General features: G+C 53.5%; 22 protein-coding genes. 12 read left to right on the top strand and 10 right to left on the bottom strand.

Annotation, left to right across the window (positions count from 1 at the left end; all coding sequences use genetic code 11):
- Positions 1–41: 41 nt before the first annotated feature.
- From EPE01S_RS15650 to rfaD, 5 genes are read right to left on the bottom strand one after another with little or no spacing between them, the layout of a single operon-like run.
- A complete protein-coding gene (locus EPE01S_RS15650; RefSeq protein WP_062746895.1) occupies positions 42–1,202 on the bottom strand; it encodes an O-antigen ligase family protein in 1,161 nt (386 codons plus the stop codon).
- A complete protein-coding gene (locus EPE01S_RS15645) occupies positions 1,189–2,160 on the bottom strand; it encodes a WaaZ-like lipopolysaccharide core biosynthesis protein (RefSeq protein WP_255210151.1) in 972 nt (323 codons plus the stop codon). Before EPE01S_RS15645 ends, EPE01S_RS15650 begins: the two co-directional genes overlap by 14 nt.
- Positions 2,161–2,191: 31 nt before the next feature.
- Complete coding sequence (rfaC, locus tag EPE01S_RS15640; protein ID WP_062746893.1) at positions 2,192–3,160, bottom strand: lipopolysaccharide heptosyltransferase RfaC; 969 nt, start codon at positions 3,158–3,160, stop codon at positions 2,192–2,194.
- Positions 3,161–4,207: an ADP-heptose--LPS heptosyltransferase RfaF gene (gene rfaF, locus EPE01S_RS15635; RefSeq protein WP_062746891.1), complete on the bottom strand. Its 1,047-nt coding sequence runs from the start codon at positions 4,205–4,207 to the stop codon at positions 3,161–3,163.
- Positions 4,208–4,223: 16 nt separating this feature from the next.
- Positions 4,224–5,156 (bottom strand): ADP-glyceromanno-heptose 6-epimerase, encoded by a 933-nt coding sequence (rfaD, locus tag EPE01S_RS15630; protein WP_062746890.1) that lies wholly within the window; start codon positions 5,154–5,156, stop codon positions 4,224–4,226.
- 228 nt (positions 5,157–5,384) lie between these two features.
- Between rfaD and kbl the strand changes: the two genes are divergently transcribed.
- Positions 5,385–6,596 carry a glycine C-acetyltransferase gene (gene kbl, locus EPE01S_RS15625; RefSeq protein ID WP_062747032.1) on the top strand — a complete coding sequence of 404 codons (1,212 nt, stop codon included), beginning with the start codon at positions 5,385–5,387 and terminating at the stop codon, positions 6,594–6,596.
- The gene (gene tdh / locus EPE01S_RS15620) at positions 6,593–7,621 is read left to right on the top strand and encodes an L-threonine 3-dehydrogenase (protein WP_062746888.1); all 1,029 of its coding nucleotides are present in this window, start codon (positions 6,593–6,595) and stop codon (positions 7,619–7,621) included. The genes kbl and tdh overlap by 4 nt, the downstream gene beginning before the upstream one ends.
- Before the next feature lie 39 nt (positions 7,622–7,660).
- On the opposite strand, the gene EPE01S_RS15615 is transcribed toward tdh, so the two are convergent.
- Both EPE01S_RS15615 and envC read right to left on the bottom strand, forming a co-directional pair.
- Positions 7,661–8,578, bottom strand: a complete 918-nt coding sequence (locus EPE01S_RS15615; protein ID WP_062747030.1) for a divergent polysaccharide deacetylase family protein — start codon at positions 8,576–8,578, stop codon at positions 7,661–7,663.
- A gap of 3 nt (positions 8,579–8,581) precedes the next feature.
- On the bottom strand, positions 8,582–9,889 hold the full coding sequence (gene envC, locus EPE01S_RS15610; RefSeq protein ID WP_062746886.1) for a murein hydrolase activator EnvC: 1,308 nt from the start codon (positions 9,887–9,889) through the stop codon (positions 8,582–8,584).
- A gap of 352 nt (positions 9,890–10,241) precedes the next feature.
- Here envC and EPE01S_RS15605 point away from each other — a divergent pair, with 352 nt between their 5' ends.
- From EPE01S_RS15605 to cysE, 5 genes are all read left to right on the top strand, one after another.
- Positions 10,242–10,673, top strand: a complete 432-nt coding sequence (locus EPE01S_RS15605; protein ID WP_062746883.1) for a rhodanese-like domain-containing protein — start codon at positions 10,242–10,244, stop codon at positions 10,671–10,673.
- 17 nt (positions 10,674–10,690) lie between these two features.
- The gene (gene grxC, locus EPE01S_RS15600) at positions 10,691–10,942 is read left to right on the top strand and encodes a glutaredoxin 3 (protein ID WP_062746881.1); all 252 of its coding nucleotides are present in this window, start codon (positions 10,691–10,693) and stop codon (positions 10,940–10,942) included.
- Positions 10,943–11,024: 82 nt separating this feature from the next.
- Complete coding sequence (gene secB, locus EPE01S_RS15595; RefSeq protein ID WP_062746879.1) at positions 11,025–11,486, top strand: protein-export chaperone SecB; 462 nt, start codon at positions 11,025–11,027, stop codon at positions 11,484–11,486.
- Complete coding sequence (gene gpsA, locus EPE01S_RS15590) at positions 11,486–12,505, top strand: NAD(P)H-dependent glycerol-3-phosphate dehydrogenase (protein WP_062746877.1); 1,020 nt, start codon at positions 11,486–11,488, stop codon at positions 12,503–12,505. The genes secB and gpsA overlap by 1 nt, the downstream gene beginning before the upstream one ends.
- A gap of 64 nt (positions 12,506–12,569) precedes the next feature.
- Positions 12,570–13,391 carry a serine O-acetyltransferase gene (gene cysE / locus EPE01S_RS15585; protein ID WP_062746875.1) on the top strand — a complete coding sequence of 274 codons (822 nt, stop codon included), beginning with the start codon at positions 12,570–12,572 and terminating at the stop codon, positions 13,389–13,391.
- A 154-nt stretch (positions 13,392–13,545) separates the two neighbouring features.
- On the opposite strand, the gene trmL is transcribed toward cysE, so the two are convergent.
- The 3 genes from trmL to cpxR are packed head-to-tail and all read right to left on the bottom strand — an operon-like array spanning position 13,546 to position 16,135.
- Complete coding sequence (gene trmL / locus EPE01S_RS15580; RefSeq protein ID WP_062746873.1) at positions 13,546–14,019, bottom strand: tRNA (uridine(34)/cytosine(34)/5-carboxymethylaminomethyluridine(34)-2'-O)-methyltransferase TrmL; 474 nt, start codon at positions 14,017–14,019, stop codon at positions 13,546–13,548.
- 38 nt (positions 14,020–14,057) lie between these two features.
- Positions 14,058–15,437 carry an envelope stress sensor histidine kinase CpxA gene (gene cpxA / locus EPE01S_RS15575; protein ID WP_062746871.1) on the bottom strand — a complete coding sequence of 460 codons (1,380 nt, stop codon included), beginning with the start codon at positions 15,435–15,437 and terminating at the stop codon, positions 14,058–14,060.
- The gene (gene cpxR / locus EPE01S_RS15570) at positions 15,434–16,135 is read right to left on the bottom strand and encodes an envelope stress response regulator transcription factor CpxR (protein WP_062746869.1); all 702 of its coding nucleotides are present in this window, start codon (positions 16,133–16,135) and stop codon (positions 15,434–15,436) included. Before cpxR ends, cpxA begins: the two co-directional genes overlap by 4 nt.
- 152 nt (positions 16,136–16,287) lie before the next feature.
- On the opposite strand from cpxR, the gene cpxP reads away from it, so the two are divergent.
- The 5 genes from cpxP to EPE01S_RS15545 all read left to right on the top strand — a co-directional run bounded on the left by cpxP (position 16,288) and on the right by EPE01S_RS15545 (position 21,074).
- Positions 16,288–16,797 carry a cell-envelope stress modulator CpxP gene (cpxP, locus tag EPE01S_RS15565; RefSeq protein ID WP_062746866.1) on the top strand — a complete coding sequence of 170 codons (510 nt, stop codon included), beginning with the start codon at positions 16,288–16,290 and terminating at the stop codon, positions 16,795–16,797.
- Between the two features lie 117 nt (positions 16,798–16,914).
- Positions 16,915–17,832 carry a CDF family cation-efflux transporter FieF gene (fieF, locus tag EPE01S_RS15560; protein ID WP_062746862.1) on the top strand — a complete coding sequence of 306 codons (918 nt, stop codon included), beginning with the start codon at positions 16,915–16,917 and terminating at the stop codon, positions 17,830–17,832.
- Between the two features lie 196 nt (positions 17,833–18,028).
- On the top strand, positions 18,029–18,991 hold the full coding sequence (gene pfkA / locus EPE01S_RS15555; RefSeq protein WP_062746860.1) for a 6-phosphofructokinase: 963 nt from the start codon (positions 18,029–18,031) through the stop codon (positions 18,989–18,991).
- A gap of 144 nt (positions 18,992–19,135) precedes the next feature.
- A complete protein-coding gene (locus tag EPE01S_RS15550; RefSeq protein WP_062746858.1) occupies positions 19,136–20,125 on the top strand; it encodes a sulfate ABC transporter substrate-binding protein in 990 nt (329 codons plus the stop codon).
- A 193-nt stretch (positions 20,126–20,318) separates the two neighbouring features.
- The gene (locus EPE01S_RS15545; protein WP_062746855.1) at positions 20,319–21,074 is read left to right on the top strand and encodes a CDP-diacylglycerol diphosphatase; all 756 of its coding nucleotides are present in this window, start codon (positions 20,319–20,321) and stop codon (positions 21,072–21,074) included.
- Positions 21,075–21,119 lie beyond the last annotated feature (45 nt).

The following is a 21,119-nucleotide window of genomic DNA, read 5'->3' as shown; positions in this document are numbered from 1 at the left end:
ACACCGAAAAGCATCGGTGTGTCGGTGTTTATCGCAGATTACTATCTTCTTGGCAGCGCCATCACCAGAGCGAGTGGGAACCAGAACAGCACCCATGCTGTACCCGGGTTACCAATAACGAACATGCCCTGAGTTATGTAGAACAGCAGGGAAAACAGCAACATCGATGCCTCCAGCGCACGGTGTGCTTTAAAGTGCTGCCATGCCATATAAGCGCCATAAACGATGACCATCAGCAAGAGTAGTCCCCCGACAACGCCGCCTTTCAGCAGCGTGGCGAGATAGAGGCTGTGGGTGGTGTGGACCCTTTGCCCTATCTCGTTCACAAAGTTAATTTCCTGGCCAAAACCCCATCCAAACCAGGGTTTTTGCTGCACATAGCTCAGTGCATCTTCCCAGATACCAAACCGGATAAAACTTTGTGAATAGCTGCTTTCAATTCTGAGTAAAAGAACGTTATAACCATTGCTGAATATGATGGCCAGGATGATGGCCATTAAGAGCAGAGCGATAATTAACCAGTCTTTACGGTGCATGCGTTTAATCAGTAAAAGTAGCGGGGCCAGAGCGACAATCAGTGAGAACAAGGGGCCACGGCTCTGCGTAAGCAGTATAGCGAAAAAAAGCAGGGCGATCGGCAGATAGAGCCATTTCTTACCGGTCTCTCTCAGCAGGATAAGACCGCAAAAGATACCGATACCGTAATAGCCTGCCATGTCGATAACATTCTCAGGTGCAAATGGAAATCCATTTTGCAGACGATTATATAACAATGTTTTCTTATTAATATAAATTAACGTTAATATGCAAAGTATCACCACAGAAGCAAAAATCAGGGCTAACATAATGTTCTTTTTATCATGCTGGGTGATGATATAAAAGATAAGAATGAAGAAGATAATATAAACACTGTGAGTCAGGTCGGAAACGACAGTGTCAGCATTGGTACTCCAGAGACCACTGATAGAGAAATAAAAAAGGAATATGGAGGTAAGTACCAGTCCAGTTATCAATTTTTTATTTTTAAATATATCGCGACGAAAATCACTGGCTGAAATTAAATAAATTATGCTAAGTATTAAAGCCATGTGAAAGGAATTGTTAACTTTAGTTAATCCGCCTAAGAGAGGCATGAGAAAAAGGAATATAGCATAGAAAAAAATCATGCTCTTCTCAATGAAGTTGTTTTTATTTGATATCATCGGGCTTTACCTTTTTAAAGATGCTACTGTCTAACGCACTATATGGAGAAAGATTTAACACATCGATGAAATGTTCTTTTAAGACGTTACTGGCATGTCTGAAAGCCGGTTCTATTAATCCTGAAAACTGTTTATCAAGACTGCAGGGAGATATGTCATTTTCATTTTCATAAAAGCGGGGTTTGTGAAAGTTATTCATATCCAGGCCAGCAATAATTATGCGGTTAAACCCCATATACTGAATAATCTGTAATGCCCAGTGCGCCACCGTACCGGCATCAAACACACCTTTGCGTATATCTTTAAAAAAGGCAATGTTACGGTCGGCTTCGCTGAAGCTGACACTTTGTTCATGTTGATAGGTCTGGTGTATTTCTTCAGTCAGTATCCTGGGCTGGAAGTTCTTATAGCACGCATCTTCAACGATAGCGACCTGACAGCGAAGGGAAGAATACCCAATATAGTCAATAAGTTGAACAATGCAACGAAGTGTGGTGAACAGAATGATTTCCGGATCTCTGACCATGTCCTTAACCATGCTTAAGCGCTGGTCAATAAAGGTCATGTCCACAATCACGAAGAACTTGAAATGGGTTTTATCGCGCATAAACCATGAGCCATTCATGCCCATAGCAGGTATGTGCTGCAGGGGGGTGAAATCGGTGTCATTCACAGAAGGGCCAGATGCTATCAGCAACAGATCGCCTGCGTATTGATGATGTAAATCGTTGAGGTTAACGAGTTTCACCGACTGTCCACGCAGGCTCAGACTGCTGATGTGCCCTTCACTGGCACGTGTGATTTTGACATAGGGCCACAGATTTTCGTTATGGCGAAAACGGCGCGAATGGCTGTACCGGTAAAGTTGTTTAAAAAGCGTTCCCATATCTGGTGCTATAACCTCACGTCGTATGACGACTTTCTGCAGTGAATTGCCGGTGATTCCAGAAAAAACCATCCATTATTACAGACAGCTGATCCCTGTATTGCTATGAAAGCAGTGTGGCAAGTTTTTGTAGCACACTTTGCGCGGTAATGGCCGCCATATCGTTTGATCCCATCGGGCGTAACACAAACTGATTCTTCCCATATCCTCCAATTAACCCCGGGTCGGTCGGGCCATAGAGCGTAATATTCGGTCGGTCGAGCGCGGCGGTTAAGTGGCTCAAACCGGTATCTACCGACACGACGGCCCTTGCACCAGCTAGCGTGCGTGCCACCTGCTCCAGCGTGAGCCTGGGCAGCACCTCAACAAAGTCGAAGCCATCAGCCAACCGCACTGCCCGCTGATGCTCATGCTCCGCCCCCCAGGGCAATTTAATCTTTAAACCTGAAGGCTGCATTAACCCAATCAGCTCGCGCCAGTGATCTTCCGGCCAGTGCTTATTGTCGCGCGTGGTAGCGTGAAGAAACACCAGATAGCGGTCTGCATCAGCAGGTAGCGCCTGCGTAAAATGCTGTGCGATGGCGTAATCGCCGGTGGTAGCGGGCAGCTCATATCCCAGACTTTTAGCAAAAAGCTCGCGGGTACGTTGTACGGCATGCTGCTGTTTACTGACTTCATGGCGTTTGTCATACCACCAGCTGGCGAAGGGCTCACGTGCGCTGCGGCTGTCCTGACCGTGTTTCTCACCTTTTGCCAGCCGGGTTACCAGGGCCGCACTTTTCATCAGTCCCTGGGCGTCGATAACGGCATCGTACTCGCGAGATTGCAGCGCACGTTTGAAGACGACGCGTTCTTCCCGCACCTGGCTACCAAACCAGTGTTTACGCCAGCGACGGATAGCCACCGGTAATACCCGGTCGACGGCAGGATGCCAGGAAGGGATCTGGGCAAAACCCTCTTCCACGACCCAGTCAAACCGGATCTCAGGGATGGCGTGCATGGCATCCGTCAGGGCAGGTAATGCGTGAAGGACATCCCCCATTGAAGATGTTTTAATGATCAGAACCCGCATTCAGACTCCAGGCCGTGGGCAAAGCGTTGCCAGTTCGTGCAGGACACGCTCTGGCGTAATATCGATCAGGCTCTGGTGATAACCTTCGTCGGCCTCTCCTTTACGAACCTTGTGGTAACCCGTAATCAGACGGATCACGCGGGCTTTCGCTGACAACGGTGGGGTGAAGTCCGGGCTGCTGGGCCCATACAGTGCAATCAGTGGCCGATCGAGCGCGGCGGCGATGTGCATCAGCCCGGAGTCATTGCTGACGACGGCATCGCACGCCGCCAGCAGAATAACAGCCTGCTCCAGCTGCGTTTCTCCTGCCAGGTTACGGCAGTACTGGCGGGCATCTTCTGCCAGTGCAGCCTGGATCTGCTGTCCGGTTTCATGGTCTTTGGCCGAGCCGAACAGCACCACCTGATAGCCTTGATCGATCAGGCTCTGTGCCAGCGTGGCGTAGTGATAGTGTGGCCAGCGTTTGGCCGGACCAAATTCAGCGCCCGGACAAAACCCGACCATCGGCCGCCCGGAGGCGAGATCGAAGGTGTGAGCTGTGGTCTGTTTTTCCGCTTCATTAACGGTTAACTGCGGCCACAGCAGAGGTTGCGGCAGGTCACTGGCGCTATGGATACGCGCTTTGTCGTACCCGAGCGCAACATAGCGCTGCACCATCAGCGGGAAAGCGGTTTTATCCAGCCGTCGCAGGTCGTTTAACAACCCGTAACGCATTTCCCCGCGCCAGCCGGTGCGACGGGGGATGTCGGCAAAAAACGGCACCAGCGCAGACTTAAACGAGTTAGGCAGAACATAGGCACGATCGTAGCCGTTAACCTTGAGCGCTTTACCCAGGCGGCGGCGCTCGGCAACCTGCAACGCACCGTGCCCCAGCGGCATGGCCAGGGCTTCGTTCACTTCCGGCATCCGTGACAGAAGTGGACGGCACCACGCGGGTGCCATCACGTCAATCACGGCATCAGGATGTTCGGCCTTCAGGGTGCGATAGAGACTTTGTGACATCATCATATCGCCGACCCACGACGGGCCGATAACCAGAATTTTCATTCCCGGACGGTGCCTCTTACGCGTTACGGTTTAGCCAGGCCATGTAGTCAGCCACGCCCTCAGCAACAGTTTTGAACGGTTTGTCATACCCGGCGGCGCGCAGTTTGGTCTGGTCTGCCAGCGTGAATGCCTGGTAGCGGCCTTTGAGTTTTTCCGGGAAAGGAATGTACTCAATTTCGCCGCTCTGATGGTACTTCAGGGCGGCATCAGCCACTTCCTGGAATGATTCGGCGCGGCCGGTGCCACAGTTAAAGATGCCCGATACGGCATTTTCCCAGAACCACAGGTTCACTGATGCGACGTCTTCAACATAGATAAAGTCACGTTTGAATCCATCGCTGCCTTCGAAGAGTTTCGGGTTTCCGCCGTTGTTCAACTGGGTATTGAGGTGGAATGCCACGCTCGCCATGCTGCCTTTGTGCCCTTCACGTGGACCGTAGACGTTGAAGTAGCGGAAACCACACACCTGTGACTGCGCGTCCGGCAGGATATTACGCACGTAGTGGTCAAACAGCATTTTGGAATAGCCGTAAACGTTGAGAGGCGCTTCAAACTGACGCTCTTCAATAAAGTCGCTGTTACGGCCGCCGTAGGTTGCGGCGGAAGAGGCATACAGGAAGGGAACCTGATGTTCCAGGCACCAGTGCAGCAGCTCTTTGGAATACTGATAGTTGTTATCCATCATGTACTTCCCATCCCACTCGGTGGTGGAAGAGCATGCACCTTCGTGGAATACGGCTTCTACATCACCAAAGTCTTCATCCGCCAGGATGGAGATGAGGAAGTCTTCCTTGTCCATGTAGTCGGCAATATTCAGATCCGCCAGATTGGCGAATTTAGTGCCGTCTTTCAGATTGTCCACCACCAGAATGTCGGTGTGACCCTTATCATTCAGCGCCTTAATGATATTGCTACCGATAAATCCAGCACCGCCAGTGACGATAATCATGAGCTTCAACCCTAAAATGTGGGGTGGAACAGGAGGTTCCACACGCTAATGATTCATATCATAACATCTCATCGCAAAGTCGACAGCCAGAGGAGTCTGCAACGGGGGGAAATGAAGTTTGCTTTCCGTGAGTTATGCTGCAAAAAACAGATTATTCCGCGTATATCATCATCCCTGTGCTTCAATTTTAGTTATCTGTTTTGAGAAAACATTGATTTGGAGAATAAGGTGACTCAGGAATTCTATCAGCAGCTTTCGACCCAACTGATCGGCGCAGAGCAGGAGGGGTTATTTAAAAGGGAACGACACATTGCGCTGGCTCAGCAGGCTACCCTCGTCCTGGCAGATGGCAGTGAGTTACTGAACTTCTGCGCCAATAATTATCTGGGACTGGCGAACCATCCAGCAGTGATTGCTGCGGCGAAAGCCGGCATGGACAGCCACGGATTCGGCATGGCCTCAGTACGCTTTATCTGCGGAACCCAGGACATCCATCGTCAGCTGGAGCAGGCGTTAGCGACGTTTCTCGGCATGGAGGAAGCCATCCTCTACTCTTCATGCTTTGATGCCAATGGCGGCTTATTTGAAACCTTACTGGGGCCAGAAGATGCGGTCATCTCTGATGCGCTGAATCATGCCTCGATTATCGACGGCATCCGGCTGTGTAAAGCCCGCCGTTATCGCTATGCCAATAATGATATGGCTGAACTGGAGGCCTGTCTTCAGCAGGCCAGGGCCGACGGCGCACGTCATATTTTGATTGCCACTGATGGCGTGTTCTCCATGGACGGGGTGATTGCTAATCTGACGGGCATTTGCGATCTCGCTGACCAGTATGGGGCGCTGGTGATGGTCGATGATTCCCACGCCGTCGGCTTTGTGGGAACGCAGGGGTGCGGCAGTCATGAGCACTGTGGCGTGATGGGGCGGATAGATATTATCACCGGCACGCTGGGTAAAGCGCTTGGCGGCGCTTCAGGCGGCTATACGGCAGCGAAAAAAGAGGTGGTGGAGTGGCTGAGGCAGCGCTCGCGACCTTACCTTTTCTCGAACTCGCTGGCACCCGCCATTGTGACCGCCTCCCTTGAGGTCCTGAAGATGCTGGCAGACGGGCAGGGCTTACGTCAGCGGCTTTGGGATAACGTGGGCTATTTCCGTGAAAGAATGAGCGCGGCCGGGTTTACGCTTGCCGGGGCCGACCACGCAATTATCCCGGTCATGCTGGGCGATGCCCGGCTGGCACAGACCTTTGCGGCCCGGCTGCAGCAGGAGGGGATTTTTGTTACCGGCTTCTGTTATCCGGTGGTGCCGAAAGGACAGGCACGGATACGGACGCAGATCTCGGCGGCGCATACCCAGGCCCAGTTAGAACAGGCGGTCGACGCTTTTTGCCGGGTGGGTATAGAACTGGGCGTTATTACGGGTGGGGAGGCCTTATGAAAGCGCTGTCAAAACGCTATTCCCGTCCCGGGATCTGGATGACGCATGATGCTCCGGTACCTGAACCGGGTCATAACGATCTGCTGATCAAGATCCGTAAAACGGCGATCTGCGGCACCGACGTGCATATTTATAACTGGGATGAATGGTCGCAGAAGACCATTCCGGTACCGATGATCACCGGCCATGAATATGTCGGGGAAGTGGTGGCTGTCGGTCAGGAAGTCGCTGGCTTTCAGCCCGGCGACCGCGTGTCGGGTGAAGGTCACATTACCTGTGGGCACTGCCGCAACTGCCGGGGCGGCCGTACGCATCTGTGCCGCAATGCCATTGGCGTTGGCGTTAACCGTCAGGGCTGTTTTGCCGAATATCTGGTGATCCCGGCGGTGAACGCCTTCAAAATCCCCGATAATATTTCCGATGAGCTGGCCGCGATCTTCGACCCCTTTGGAAATGCCGTTCACACCGCATTGTCCTTTGACCTGGTAGGGGAAGATGTTCTGATCACCGGCGCGGGCCCGATTGGTATTATGGCGGCGGCTATCTGCCGTCACGTGGGGGCGCGCCATGTGGTGATCACCGACGTCAATGAGTATCGCCTGGGACTGGCGCGACAGATGGGGGTGACGCGGGCGGTCAACATCAGCGAAGAGAGTCTGCCGCAGGTGATGCGTGCGCTGGAGATGACGGAAGGGTTCGATGTCGGGCTGGAAATGTCCGGCGTCCCTGATGCGTTTCGCTCCATGCTGGATGTGATGAACCATGGCGGGCGCATTGCGATGCTGGGTATTCCTCCGGCATCAATGTCAATTGACTGGAATCAGGTTATCTTCAAGGGGCTGTTTATCAAAGGTATCTATGGCCGTGAGATGTTTGAAACCTGGTACAAGATGGCGGCACTGCTGCAATCGGGACTGGATCTGTCGCCGGTGATCACCCACCGCTATGGTATAGATGATTTTCAGCGAGGATTTGACGATATGCGCACCGGGCAATCGGGGAAAGTGATCCTCGACTGGAACTGAACTGCAGGGGCGGCCAGAAAAACGGCGGCCCCCGCCTCCCTATTTTCCAAACAGGTTTTTCTTCAGACCCTGCACCAGCGGGCTGTTGCTGATGCTCTCACCTACGACTTCCAGCGCACGTGTTGCCGGCACCGGCGGCACGGTCACTTTGCACACCTCGCTGCCGTGGAACGGATTACGTGGTTTGACGGGCTGGGGCTGACTCTCCGGTGGGAGGGGCTTGTTGTTAATGCGCTGTGGTTCGTTGAGAAGCTGGCTCGGACGCACCAGCGTGATATCTGCCGGCAGCGTGGGGAGCATTTGTTGCAGCACCCTGACTGTGGCCGGATGCGGGTGACCGATGGCAATTGCAGAACCATCCCGCTGTGCCAGACGTACCGCGCGGGTAAACTGTTTGCGAATGTCCGCTTCGTTCTGTGTGTCGTCCAGGAAGACCCGACGTTTGATCACTTTCACGCTGGTGCCCGCGGCGGCACGGGTAGACTGGCTGTTGCCAATGGTCATACTGTCGAGGAAATAAAAATTGTAGTGATCCAATACCCGCATCACTTTCTGCATCCCCGGCAGGCTGGAAGTCATCGCGCTGCCCATGTGATTATTCAGGCCGACGGCAAACGGCACGGCTGCAGCAGCATCATGAATAATGCGTGCGATCTCTTCTGCGGACATGTCAGGGCGTAGCGTATCCTTTTCCAGCGGCTGCTTGCTCAGTGGTGCCATCGGCAGATGGATGAGCACTTCATGCCCGCGCTGGTGGGCTTTAGTCGCCATTTCACGCGCGTGGGGGGCATTAGGCAGCACGGCCACGGAGAGGGCGGCAGGCATCTGCAGCACCTGATTTTCCTGGACTGGACGGTAGCCAAAATCATCAATGACGATCGAAAGCTTACCGGCAAAGACCGGGCTGGATAAAAGCAGCCCTACCAGCAGCCCGCTGAGTTTTCGATGTTGGAACAACACTTATCTTCCTAACCACGGTTGTGGATTGACGGCCCGTCCCTGGCGACGGATTTCAAAATAGAGCGAAGGCGTGCCGCGACCACCGCTGGTTCCGACCAGCGCAATCGGCTGCCCGGCACGCACCTGGGTGCCTACGCTCACCAGCGCACTCTGGTTGTAGCCATACAGACTCATATCACCCTTACCGTGTTCAACCACCACGACCAGCCCGTAGCCCTGCAGCCAGTCAGCCATCAGGACGCGTCCATCGGCAATGGCTTTCACTTCGGTGCCTTCTGGCGCATCAATCACCAACCCCTTCCAGCGCAGCTCACCCTGAAGCTCTTCACCGAACCGGTGTTCGATCGTGCCCCGTACCGGCCATATAGCCTGACCGGATGGTTTACCCAAGCCACCGGTACGTGACATCAGGGAGCGCTCACTGTCGGTGGGTTTATAGGTGCTGCCTTTGCGCTTCGCCTGAGCTTCACGCTCACGCACTTTTTCTGCCTCACGCGCTTCCCGCTCGGCACGCGCTTTGGCTTCCCGCTCTGCTTTGGCAATTTTGTCGCGCAGGCGGCTTTCGTTCTGACGCAACTCGACCAGCTGCGCCTGATCTTTTTCCAGTGAAGACTCCAGTGTGGTCAACGTTTTCTTACGCGCCTGGCGTGCGCCTTCCAGCTTCTGCTGCTGATTCTCCTGTTGGGTCAGCAGTGATTTTTGCTGTGCCTGTTTATCGAGCAGGCTGGCTTTCTGCGCTGACAGATCGCTACGGGTCTGCTTCAGGTCTTCTATCGACTTCTGTCGGGCATCGTTCAGATAGCCAAAATAGGCCAGAATCCGCTCGCTACGCTGGCTCTCTTCGCCGCTAAGAATAAGTTGCAATCCACTGTGCTGCCCCTGGCGGAATGCCGCATCCAACTGCTGCGCCAGGATATCTTCCTGCTGTTTCTGCTGCTGCTGGAGCTTATTGATAGACGCGGTCAGGCTGGCGATGTCTTTATTGATCGCGCTGAGGCTGCCCTGGGTTTCACGCAGCTGTCGACTGGCTTGCGCAATGATTTTTTCCTGGCTCTGCAGCTGATCGAGAAGCTGACTGCGCTGCTGCTTTTGCCGCTGAACACTCTTCTCTTTTGCGGCAATATCCTGCTGAAGGGTCTGTAACTGGGATTTGTTATCTTCTGCAGCTGATGCAGAAAAAGAGAACAACAATGCGCCGGTGCAAAGTGCACTGACGGCCAGGGCGGACAAGCTTGCACGTAATGGCGGAACAACGGCCGTTGGATTACGCGGGGTCCATGAATGTAACACTGTCGCTTTTTCCCTCATATCTGTGGATTATTCCACGATGAACAGCAGCTTACCAGCCATCTCTGGATGGTTTTCTATTTCTGTCAGTAACAGTCGTGCACTTTACCCGCCGGGGGCAATCAGGCGAAAGAGCCCTCGGCGACAGAGCAACGCGAGACGCGAAAAGGCGACAATGCGCAACAATTGACCGCTTAACTTCGCCGCAGTCCCTTCACAGGATAGCGGTTTTCACTTAAGGCAACTTTTTTTTGTAATCTGTCGCAGAAAACATAACTCTGAAGGGCTTCTCGACTGTACATGACACTCCTGGCAGGTATACTCAGAAGCCTTGTTTTTAGCTTATTAACCCTTTCGGGAGTTGTTACCCCTCATGCAAGATATTATGCAGTTCGCAGGCAATCACACCATTTTAGGTCTGGCGTGGGTTGTTTTGCTGGTACTGGTGATCGTGACCACCGTTAAAGGCATGTTCTCCAAAGTAAAAGTGATTAGCCGGGGTGAAGCCACCCGCTTAATTAACAAAGAAGATGCCGTGGTAGTGGACGTGCGTGGGCGCGATGATTACCGCAAGGGCCATATTTCTAACGCGATGAACGTGCTGGCAGCAGATATTAAAAAAGGCAGCTTCGGCGAGCTTGAAAAACATAAAGCGCAGCCACTGATCGTCGTGTGTGCAACCGGAACATCTGCCTCTGATTCAGCGACCAAGCTGAATGCAGCAGGCTTCGAGCGGGTTTACGTGCTGAAAGATGGCGTCTCCGGCTGGAGTGGTGACAACCTGCCGCTGGTTCGCGGTAAATAAATTACGGGAGTTCTGGCATGGCAAACGTTGAGATCTACACCAAAGCGACCTGTCCTTTCTGTCACCGTGCGAAAGCATTGCTGAGTCAGAAGGGCGTTAATTTCAAGGAAATCCCTATTGATGGGGATGTTTCCCTGCGTGAAGAGATGATAAAACGTAGCGGCCGGACAACCGTTCCGCAGATTTTTATTGATGCACAGCACATCGGCGGTTGTGACGACCTGTTTGCACTTGAAGGTCGTGATGGCCTTAGCCCGTTGTTAAACTAGGGAAGGCTGCGCATTCTGGCGCATATTGCCTGACGATTGCTGCAGCAGAGTAACGGATTATTAACCTATAGGATTACGTACCATGTCAGAACAGAACAATACCGAGATGTCTTTCCAGATCCAGCGTATCTACACCAAAGATGTCTCTTTCGAAGCGCCAAACGCGCCACAGGTTTTCCAGAAAGAGTGGGAGCCGGAAGTCAAACTGGATCTGGACACCGCGTCAAGCCAGCTGGCTGACGATGTGTATGAAGTTGTATTGCGTGTGACCGTCACCGCTACCGTGGGTGAAGACTCTGCGTTCCTGTGTGAAGTACAGCAGGCCGGTATTTTCTCTATCGGCGGAATCGAAGGGACGCAGATGGCCCATTGCCTGGGTGCCTACTGCCCGAACATTTTGTTCCCGTATGCGCGTGAGTGCATTACCAGCCTGGTCTCCCGTGGTACCTTCCCGCAGCTGAACCTTGCTCCGGTCAACTTTGACGCGCTGTTTATGAACTACCTGCAGCAGTCAGAAGGTGCAGCGCCTCAGCAGGATGCTTAATGGATAGCCCTCATGCATCCATGAGCGTCATCGGTGCCGGCTCGTACGGCACCGCTTTGGCGATTACGCTGGCTCGTAACGGCCACAATGTGGTGCTATGGGGGCACAACCCCCGGCATCAGGCGCAGTTACAGGCCGACCGTTGTAATACCGCTTTCCTCCCCGATGTTCCTTTCCCGGATACCCTTCATCTTGAAACCGACCTTGCGACGGCGATAGCGGCCAGCCGTGATTTACTGGTGGTGGTGCCAAGCCATGTGTTTGGTGACGTGCTGCAGCAGATCAAACCTTACCTGCGCGCGGATTCGCGTCTGGTCTGGGCAACGAAAGGTCTGGAGAAAGAGACGGGGCGACTGCTGCAGGATGTGGCCCGTGAGATCCTGGGCGAGACTATTCCGCTGGCGGTAATCTCTGGCCCGACCTTCGCCAAAGAGCTGGCAGCCGGTCTGCCGACGGCCATTGCTCTGGCGGCTACGGACGCCGTGTTCGCTGATGACCTGCAGCAGTTATTGCACTGTGGCAAAAGCTTCCGGGTCTACAATAATCCTGACTTTATCGGCGTGCAGCTGGGCGGCGCGGTGAAAAACGTCATCGCTATCGGCGCAGGTATGTCAGATGGTATTGGCTTTGGGGCCAATGCGCGCACCGCGTTAATCACCCGGGGCCTGGCAGAAATGAGCCGGCTGGGCGCGGCGCTGGGTGCCGATCCGACCACCTTTATGGGCATGGCGGGGCTGGGCGATCTGGTGCTGACCTGCACCGATAATCAGTCGCGTAACCGTCGTTTTGGCATGATGCTGGGGCAGGGTGCCGATGTGGAAGGTGCCCAGAACACCATCGGTCAGGTGGTGGAAGGCTACCGCAATACTAAAGAAGTGAAGGCACTGGCCGCGCGGTTTGGCGTAGAAATGCCAATTACCGAGCAGATTTATCAGGTGCTCTATTGCGGAAAAAATGCACGCGAGGCAGCATTGAGTCTGCTCGGGCGCACAAGGAAGGACGAAAACAGCGGAAGCTGAACCGGATCGACGTGTTGGAGCCTGTGGCGTCTGACCGGACGCCATTTTTAATGGGGAGAGAGTCATGCCATGTGTAGAGCCTGAAATTATCTGGGATAGCATTAAAACGGAGGCACGTGCGCTGGCCGACTGTGAACCCATGCTGGCCAGCTTTTACCACGCTACTCTGCTCAAACATGATGACCTGGGGAGCGCCCTCAGCTACATGCTGGCAAACAAGCTGGCGAATCCGATCATGCCCGCCATTGCCATCCGTGAAGTGATCCAGGATGCCTACCGTCAGGATCCCTCGATGATCGTCTCTGCTGCCTGTGATATCCAGGCGGTACGCCAGCGAGATCCGGCTGTCGACAAATACTCCACGCCGTTGCTCTACCTGAAAGGCTTCCACGCATTGCAGGCTTATCGTATCGGCCACTGGCTGTGGAACGAGGGGCGTCGTGCGCTGGCCGTCTATCTGCAAAACGAGATTTCCGTTTCGTTTGCCGTCGATATTCATCCGGCAGCCAAAATCGGCCGCGGGATTATGCTCGATCATGCTACCGGTATTGTGGTGGGTGAAACCGCCGTCATTGAAGATGATGTTTCCATCCTGCAGTCCGTCACCCTTGGCGGTACGGGAAAAACCAGCGGTGACCGTCATCCGAAGATCCGTGAAGGGGTGATGATCGGTGCGGGTGCGAAGATCCTCGGCAATATTGAAGTCGGACGCGGGGCGAAGATCGGGGCGGGTTCCGTGGTTTTACAGCCCGTGCCACCACATACCACTGCAGCGGGCGTACCGGCGCGCATTGTAGGCAAACCGGGCAGCGATAAACCGTCCATGGATATGGACCAGCATTTTAATGGCATGGTGCCAGGCTTCGAATTCGGCGACGGCATCTGATTAAGCCTGGTTTACTTGCCATTTTGTGTCCGGGCAGTGCTCGTCATCCTCACGTACTGCATGCACGCTGCGGTGACTGCGCGCTGGCCGAACGCAAACTGGCTGCGACACCGACGGCCCTTGATAGAGGTGTAAAATCTGTCCTCACGCTCCGCTACTCCTTAATTAACGCCCCTGCGTAACCCATCTGCCGCCACGCTTCATACACCACCACTGAAACGGCATTAGAGAGATTCATGCTGCGGCTGTCCGGCATCATCGGGATGCGGATTTTTTGCTGTGCGGGCAGTGCGTCAAGAATACTGGCGGGCAGGCCGCGCGTTTCCGGGCCAAACAGCAGGTAATCACCCGCCTGATAGCTGACAGCGCTGTGGGCCGGTGTCCCCTTAGTCGTCAGGGCAAACACTCGCTGGGGGGCTTCTGCCGCGGCAAACGCCGCATAGCTGTCATGATGAGCGATGGCGGTGAACTCATGATAATCCAGTCCGGCACGACGCAGCCGCTTGTCATCCCAGGCAAAGCCGAGCGGCCCGATGAGGTGTAGCTTAAAGCCGGTATTGGCGCACAGGCGAATGATGTTGCCGGTGTTAGGGGGGATCTCGGGTTCGAATAAAACGATATTTAGCATGTAACGGCCCTCAGGAACGAGGGCCGAAGGATAGCAAATTATTCACGTTGAGTGGTATACAGCGGCAGCCAAATCGTCAGACGCAGACCGCCCAGCGGGCTGTCGTCGGCTTTCACCCAGCCACGGTGCTGCTGAATAGCATTATCAACAATCGCCAAGCCCAGACCTGTTCCGCCGGACTCCCGATCGCGGGCTTCATCGGTACGGTAGAACGGGCGGAAAATCTGCTCGCGATCTTCAGCGCTGACTCCCGGGCCATCATCATCAACGTGGATGGTGATGCCCTGTTTATCCACAGCAAAACTGACAGAAATCTTACTGTGAGAATAACGCAGTGCATTACGTACGATATTTTCCAGGGCGCTTTCCAGCGCGCTGGGGTTGCCGTACAGCGGCCACGGGCCAGGCGGGTAAGGGACCTCAAGGGTTTTCCCTACCTGCTCGGCTTCAAAGCGCGCATCTTCCAGCACCCCTGACCACAGGTGGTTGGCCTTAATCGCTTCGCTGATCAGTGCATTGGTATGCTGCGTGCGGGATAAGACCAGCAGATCGTTAATCATACCGTCCAGCCGCTGTGCCTCCATTTCAATACGCCCCAGCTCTTTGCCTTCACCGTGGCGGCGGCGCATCAGCGCAGTCGCCAGCTGCAGGCGGGTGAGTGGGGTACGTAGCTCATGCGAAATATCAGAAAGCAGCCGCTGCTGGGCATTCATCATGCGTTCCAGCGCGCTGACCATCTGATTAAAACTGGCACCGGCAGCCTGGAACTCCTGCGGGCCTGATTCCAGTTCAGGTCGCTGACGCAGATTCCCTGCCGCAACATCATCGGCTGCATGTTTCAGCTTACGCGCCGGTTTTGCCAGGCTCCACGCGAGCCAGAGCAAAAGCGGTGAGCTGATCAACATAGTGACCATCAGCAGCAGCAGCGGGCGGTCAAACAGTAGATTGATAAAATCGAGCTGGGAACTGCCTGCCGGACGGATCAGATACAGCTGGTAATTATCTTCCCCATCACGAATGGAAAAAGGCCCTGCCATCTCTACCCGGCCATATTTCTTCTTCTGCGGGTGATCGGCATTATCGGCCTGGCCGATAAAGTTTCGGATCACCTGCATTTCGTTATGCTGTGCGCCAATCACGCGCCCCTCGCTGGTCACCAGCAGCAGGCGTTGACCGGGCGGGGCCCATTTATCGATGGCGCGGAACAGCCTGCGCCACCACATTAAATCATTGGGCGGGTCCTGACTCAGCTCCGCCTCAACGTGCTGTTCAATCATGGTCCCCTGACGCTGCTCGTTATCCAGCAGCGGCGTCATCTGACGGGAGTCAAGTTTGGGCAGCATTAACACCAGCATCAGTACCAGCGCCAGGGTTAGCCAGAAAATGGCAAAGATGCGGGTGGTCAGGCTGGATATCATGTTGCAGACACCATCAGGTATCCCCGGCCGCGCAGTGTTTTAAACCACGGATGACCGTCTCTGCGCTCCGGCAACTTACGCCGTAGGTTGGAGATGTGCATATCAATGGCGCGGTCAAACGGGGTCAGACGTTTGCCCAGCACTTCCTGGCTCAGATGTTCACGCGACACCACCTGCCCCAGATGCTGTGCCAGCAGATAGAGCAGCGTAAACTCGGTGCCGGTTAAATCCAGCGTGACATTGTCGAAGCTGGCTTCCTGACGACCCGGGTTCAGCCGCAGTAAGTCCACCTCCAGCGTTGGCGAGCTATTGTCATGTTGTTGTTGCTGCTGTTCGCTCCAGTTTGACCGGCGCAAAATGGCACGAATACGTGCAACCAGTTCGCGGTCGTTAAAGGGTTTCGGCAGGTAGTCATCTGCCCCCAGTTCCAGACCCAGCACACGGTCCAGTTCACTGCCACGCGCGGTTAACATAATGACCGGCGTTTGGTGTTGTTGACGCAGTTCCTTCAGGGTATCAATGCCGTTTTTCTTCGGCATCATCACATCCAGTAATAAGAGATCGACAGAGCTGTCCAGTAGCGCCAGTGCCTGCTCGCCGTCACCGGCAACCAGCACGTTGAATCCTTCCATTTCAAGCAATTCTTTAAGCAGCGAAGTCAATTCGCGGTCATCGTCAACCAACAGGATTTTATTCATTTTTTATTGCCCTCCGCAGGCAAAATACCGTGAACGAATGCGCTCAATCCATGACTTTACGTAGTTTTACACCCCCTGACGCATGTTTGCAGCAGGCACCGTAGACTCATTCTCGTTGAATCGAAATACGGAAACAAACCTGGGAGTAAACGATGCGTAAAGTTACCGCCGTCGTTGTCGTTCCGGCGCTGATGTTCACTCTCTCCGCCGCATGGGCTGATAACGTCGCGACGACTGATGAGATGCATCAGGATGACGCAGCAAACCATACGCTGAGACAGGTTACACAAAGCCATATGTTTGATGGCATTAACCTGACAGAACAGCAGCGACAGCAGCTACGCGATCTGATGCAGCAGGCACGGCACGATCGTTCTCCTATAAGTATTAACGATTTAGAGCGACTGCACGAACTGATTATTGCAGATAAATTTGACCAGACGGCCTATCAGGCTCAGGCAGAGAAAATGGCACAGGCGGAAGTGGCTCGGCAGGTAGAGATTGCCCGGGTTCGCAACCAGATGTATCACCTGTTAACGCCTCAGCAGCAGGACGTCCTGGAAAAGAAACACCAGCAGCGCTTTAATGAAATGCGCAGGCTAACGAATATGCAGCAGTTTTCTCCGCTGCAGGCAGCAAGTAGTACCGGCAGTACCCAGTAACATAGTATCCCTGTTTTTCCTTGCCATAGACACATCCCTGTCTTCCCCCGCCATGATGGCGGGGTTTTTTTTGCCTGAAACCCAGTATACTGAGCATTCGTTATTATGGAGTTTTCCATGAATGCAAACTATGCCCGTCTGGTTAATTCGGCGGCACTGGCGGCCACAACGCTGGCTTCACTCCTGCTGATTATCAAAATATTTGCCTGGTGGTACACGGGGTCGGTCAGCGTTCTGGCTGCGCTGGTGGATTCCCTTGTGGATATTGCTGCATCGCTGACCAACCTGCTGGTGGTACGCTATGCATTACAGCCTGCCGATGCGGAGCACACCTTTGGCCATGGTAAAGCCGAATCTCTTGCGGCGCTGGCACAGAGTATGTTTATCTCTGGTTCTGCACTGTTTCTGTTCCTTACCGGATTGCAGCACCTGGCCTCTCCCGAACCCATGAAAGCCCCGTTGGTTGGCATGGTGGTTACCCTGATTGCCCTGATATCGACGCTGGTGCTGGTGACATTCCAGCGCTGGGTGGTTCGCCATACGCGCAGCCAGGCTATCCGTGCGGATATGTTGCATTATCAGTCTGATGTGGTGATGAATGGCGCTATTCTGCTGGCACTGGCCTTAAGCTGGTACGGTTATCATCGTGCAGATGCGCTGTTTGCATTAGGGATTGGGGTATGGATTTTATACAGTGCATTGCGTATGGGATATGACGCGGTTCAGGCCCTGCTTGACCGCGCTCTGCCTGCCGATGAACATCAGGCGATTATAGATATCGTGGCCGGCTGGCCCGGTGTGCAGGGTGCACATGATATTCGTACCCGCCAGTCAGGCCCGACACGTTTTATTCAGCTGCATCTGGAAATGGACGACGATCTTCCTTTGCACCAGGCTCACCAGTTAGCGGAACAGGTTGAACAGGCATTACTGCACCGTTTTCCCGATTCTGATGTCATTATCCATCAGGATCCCTGTTCGGTGGTGCCTGAAGGCCGAAAAGGCAATTTTGATCAGGAAAGCGTTTCTAAATGAAATGGTTAGCGATTACACTGGTTAAAACGTGACGTAACGCAAAAAAAATAGCCGAAAGTTGCCTGACCTGAATCAATTCAGCTTTCAGGGTTTGATATACTATTGCCAACAATTGAGTCGGTTATCTCGTTCGCCTACGTCGACCCGCTCCGGCGTCCAGAATTCATCATTTGCATCATCAAGTTCAGAGGTTGTCATGATCAAAAAAATCGGTGTACTGACAAGCGGCGGCGACGCCCCAGGTATGAATGCTGCGATCCGGGGTGTTGTTCGCGCCGCGCTCAGTGAAGGGCTGGAAGTGTGTGGCATTTATGACGGCTACCTGGGCCTGTATGAAGATCGCATGGTTAACCTCGACCGCTACAGCGTGTCGGATATGATTAATCGCGGAGGAACCTTCCTGGGCTCTGCGCGTTTCCCTGAATTCCGTAACGACGATGTGCGCACCGTTGCCATCGAGAATATGAAAAAGCGCGGTATTGATGCGCTGGTGGTCATTGGCGGAGACGGCTCTTACATGGGGGCCAAGCGTCTGACCGAGATGGGCTTCCCGTGCATCGGTCTGCCGGGCACTATCGATAACGACGTGGCGGGCACTGACTACACCATCGGCTACTTTACCGCGCTGGAAACCGTGGTAGAAGCGATTGACCGCCTGCGTGATACCTCCTCTTCACATCAGCGTATTTCCATTGTTGAAGTGATGGGGCGCTACTGTGGTGACCTGACGCTGGCGGCGGCCATTGCGGGCGGCTGTGAATTTATCGTGCTGCCTGAAATCCCTTACACGCGCGAAGAGCTGGTCAGTGAGATTAAAGCGGGTATCGCTAAAGGTAAGAAGCACGCTATCGTGGCCATCACCGAACACATCTGTGATATCGACGACCTGGCAAAGTATATTGAAGAAGAAACTAAACGTGAAACGCGTGCCACGGTGCTGGGACACATCCAGCGCGGCGGAGCGCCAGTGGCTTACGATCGTATTCTGGCTTCCCGCATGGGTGCCTACTCGATTGAGTTACTGTTGCAGGGCTACGGCGGTCGTTGCGTGGGGATTCAGAACGAGAAGATGGTGCATCATGACATCATCGACGCGATTGAAAATATGAAGCGTCCGTTTAAAGGTGACTGGCTGGATACCGCTAAGAAACTTTATTGATGAAAAACAGGGCGCTGCCGGCCAGCGCCTTTCTTATGCAACGCGTTATTCCATATGGTTATTACAGCTAATTTTTAATTCTTTAATTCACGGATTACTTTGTGTCACGCTCCCTGACAGATAACATCTTTGGGAGTAGGTGCAATGAAGAAGTGGAGTGTGGGCATTACCCTGTTACTGGCCTCGACCAGCGTACTGGCGAAGGATATTCAGTTGCTGAATGTCTCTTACGATCCAACCCGGGAGTTGTACGAACAGTACAATAAAGCCTTCAGTGCACATTACAAACAGGAAACGGGTGACAACGTGGTGATCCGCCAGTCACATGGTGGTTCTGGCAAGCAGGCCACCTCCGTTATCAACGGCATCAAAGCCGATGTGGTGACACTGGCGCTGGCCTCGGATGTTGATGCGATTGCCGAACGCGGCCGTATCGATAAAAACTGGATCAAACGTCTGCCGGACAACTCCGCGCCTTATACCTCCACCATTGTGTTCCTTGTACGTAAAGGTAATCCGAAAAAAATTCACGACTGGCAGGATCTGATCAAACCAGGCGTATCGGTGATTACTCCGAACCCGAAAACCTCCGGCGGTGCCCGCTGGAACTATCTGGCTGCCTGGGGCTGGGCGCTGGATCAGAATCATGGCGATCAGGCTAAAGCCCAGGAGTATGTGAAGGCGCTGTTTAAAAACGTCGAAGTACAGGATTCAGGCGCACGCGGGGCGACGAATACCTTTGTCGAGCGCGGCATCGGTGATGTCCTGATTGCGTGGGAAAATGAAGCGTATCTGGCGGTGAACAAACTGGGTAAAGATAAGTTCGATATCATTACCCCAAGTGAATCCATCCTGGCGGAACCGACGGTTTCTGTGGTTGATAAAGTCGTGGATGACCGCGATACCCGTAAAGTGGCGGATGAATACCTGAAGTATCTTTATTCTCCGGAAGGTCAGGACATCGCCGCACAGAATTACTATCGTCCCCGCGATGCCGCGGTAGCGAAGAAATACGCCAGCGCGTTCCAGCCGGTGAAACTGTTTACTATTGATAATAAGTTTGGAGGCTGGGCTCAGGCACAGAAAACTCACTTCGCCGAAGGCGGAACTTATGATCAGGTAATGAAGCGCTAATTTGCTTTATGTGCGATATTTTACAAGGGCCGACTATTGTCGGCCCTTTTTATTTGTCTCAGTGTTAATAGAATTAAGAGCTTGCTGATTTTCTTTGCTTTAAATAAATGTTGCACCACGGGATAATTTCGCATGATATTTTTCACGTCTTAGACTACATTGTGAGCAACCAAGGTACAGAGGTTCAGAAAAAATGCTGGGACGAAGGCGGGTTGTTATCACGCTGGTCGCTATAGTGGTAGTAGTAACCGTCGGTTTTGCTTGTATCGCACTGAAATTTAACAGTAATGCAGACCAGTTGTGGAACATTGTTAGCCAGCAATGTGTGCCCGGTCAGGAAAATAAAAATAATCCTTCCCCCTGTCGCCTGGTCAATATTTCAGACGGGTATGTCGTACTCAAAGACAGGAATGGGGCATTACAATTTTTGCTGATGCCGGTGGCGAAAATTACCGGCGTGGAGAGTGAAAAATTGCTCAACCCCGCCACGCCTAATTACCTGTCAGAAGCCTGGCGGGCGCGTCACTTTATGGAAGAGAAGCACGGCGCCATAATGGACGATCGGGTATTTTCTCTGGCGGTTAATTCGCGCTGGGGTCGTTCTCAGAATCAGTTGCACATTCATATCTCCTGTCTGCGGCCGGATATCCGTGAGCAGTTGGACAAGCTGGATCACCGTCTGACCGCAAAATGGCAAAGCCTGCAGTTGGGCAGTCATGAATATGAGGTCAGAACGATGACGCGCGATGAGTTTAAACGGACCAGCCCGTTTATCCGTATTGCCAATGAGTTGCCCGGTGCTCGCGATGATATGGGGAGTTACGGTATCGCCATTGCCGTGTTAGCGGACGGCAGACGTGTGTTGATGGTGGTGAAACGCAATTTGCTGATGCTAAACCGGGCCTCTGCCGAGGAGTTGCAGGACCACAGCTGTGCATTAGTGAAATAATCCCGCCAGCCTTTTGCCGGGTCGACCTTCTGTCCGGTCGACCCG

The organism is Erwinia persicina NBRC 102418 (assembly GCF_001571305.1).
Taxonomy (GTDB): domain Bacteria; phylum Pseudomonadota; class Gammaproteobacteria; order Enterobacterales; family Enterobacteriaceae; genus Erwinia; species Erwinia persicina.
The sequence above is the reverse complement of the archived record's forward strand: the minus strand, read 5'-3'. Positions and strand labels throughout refer to the sequence as shown.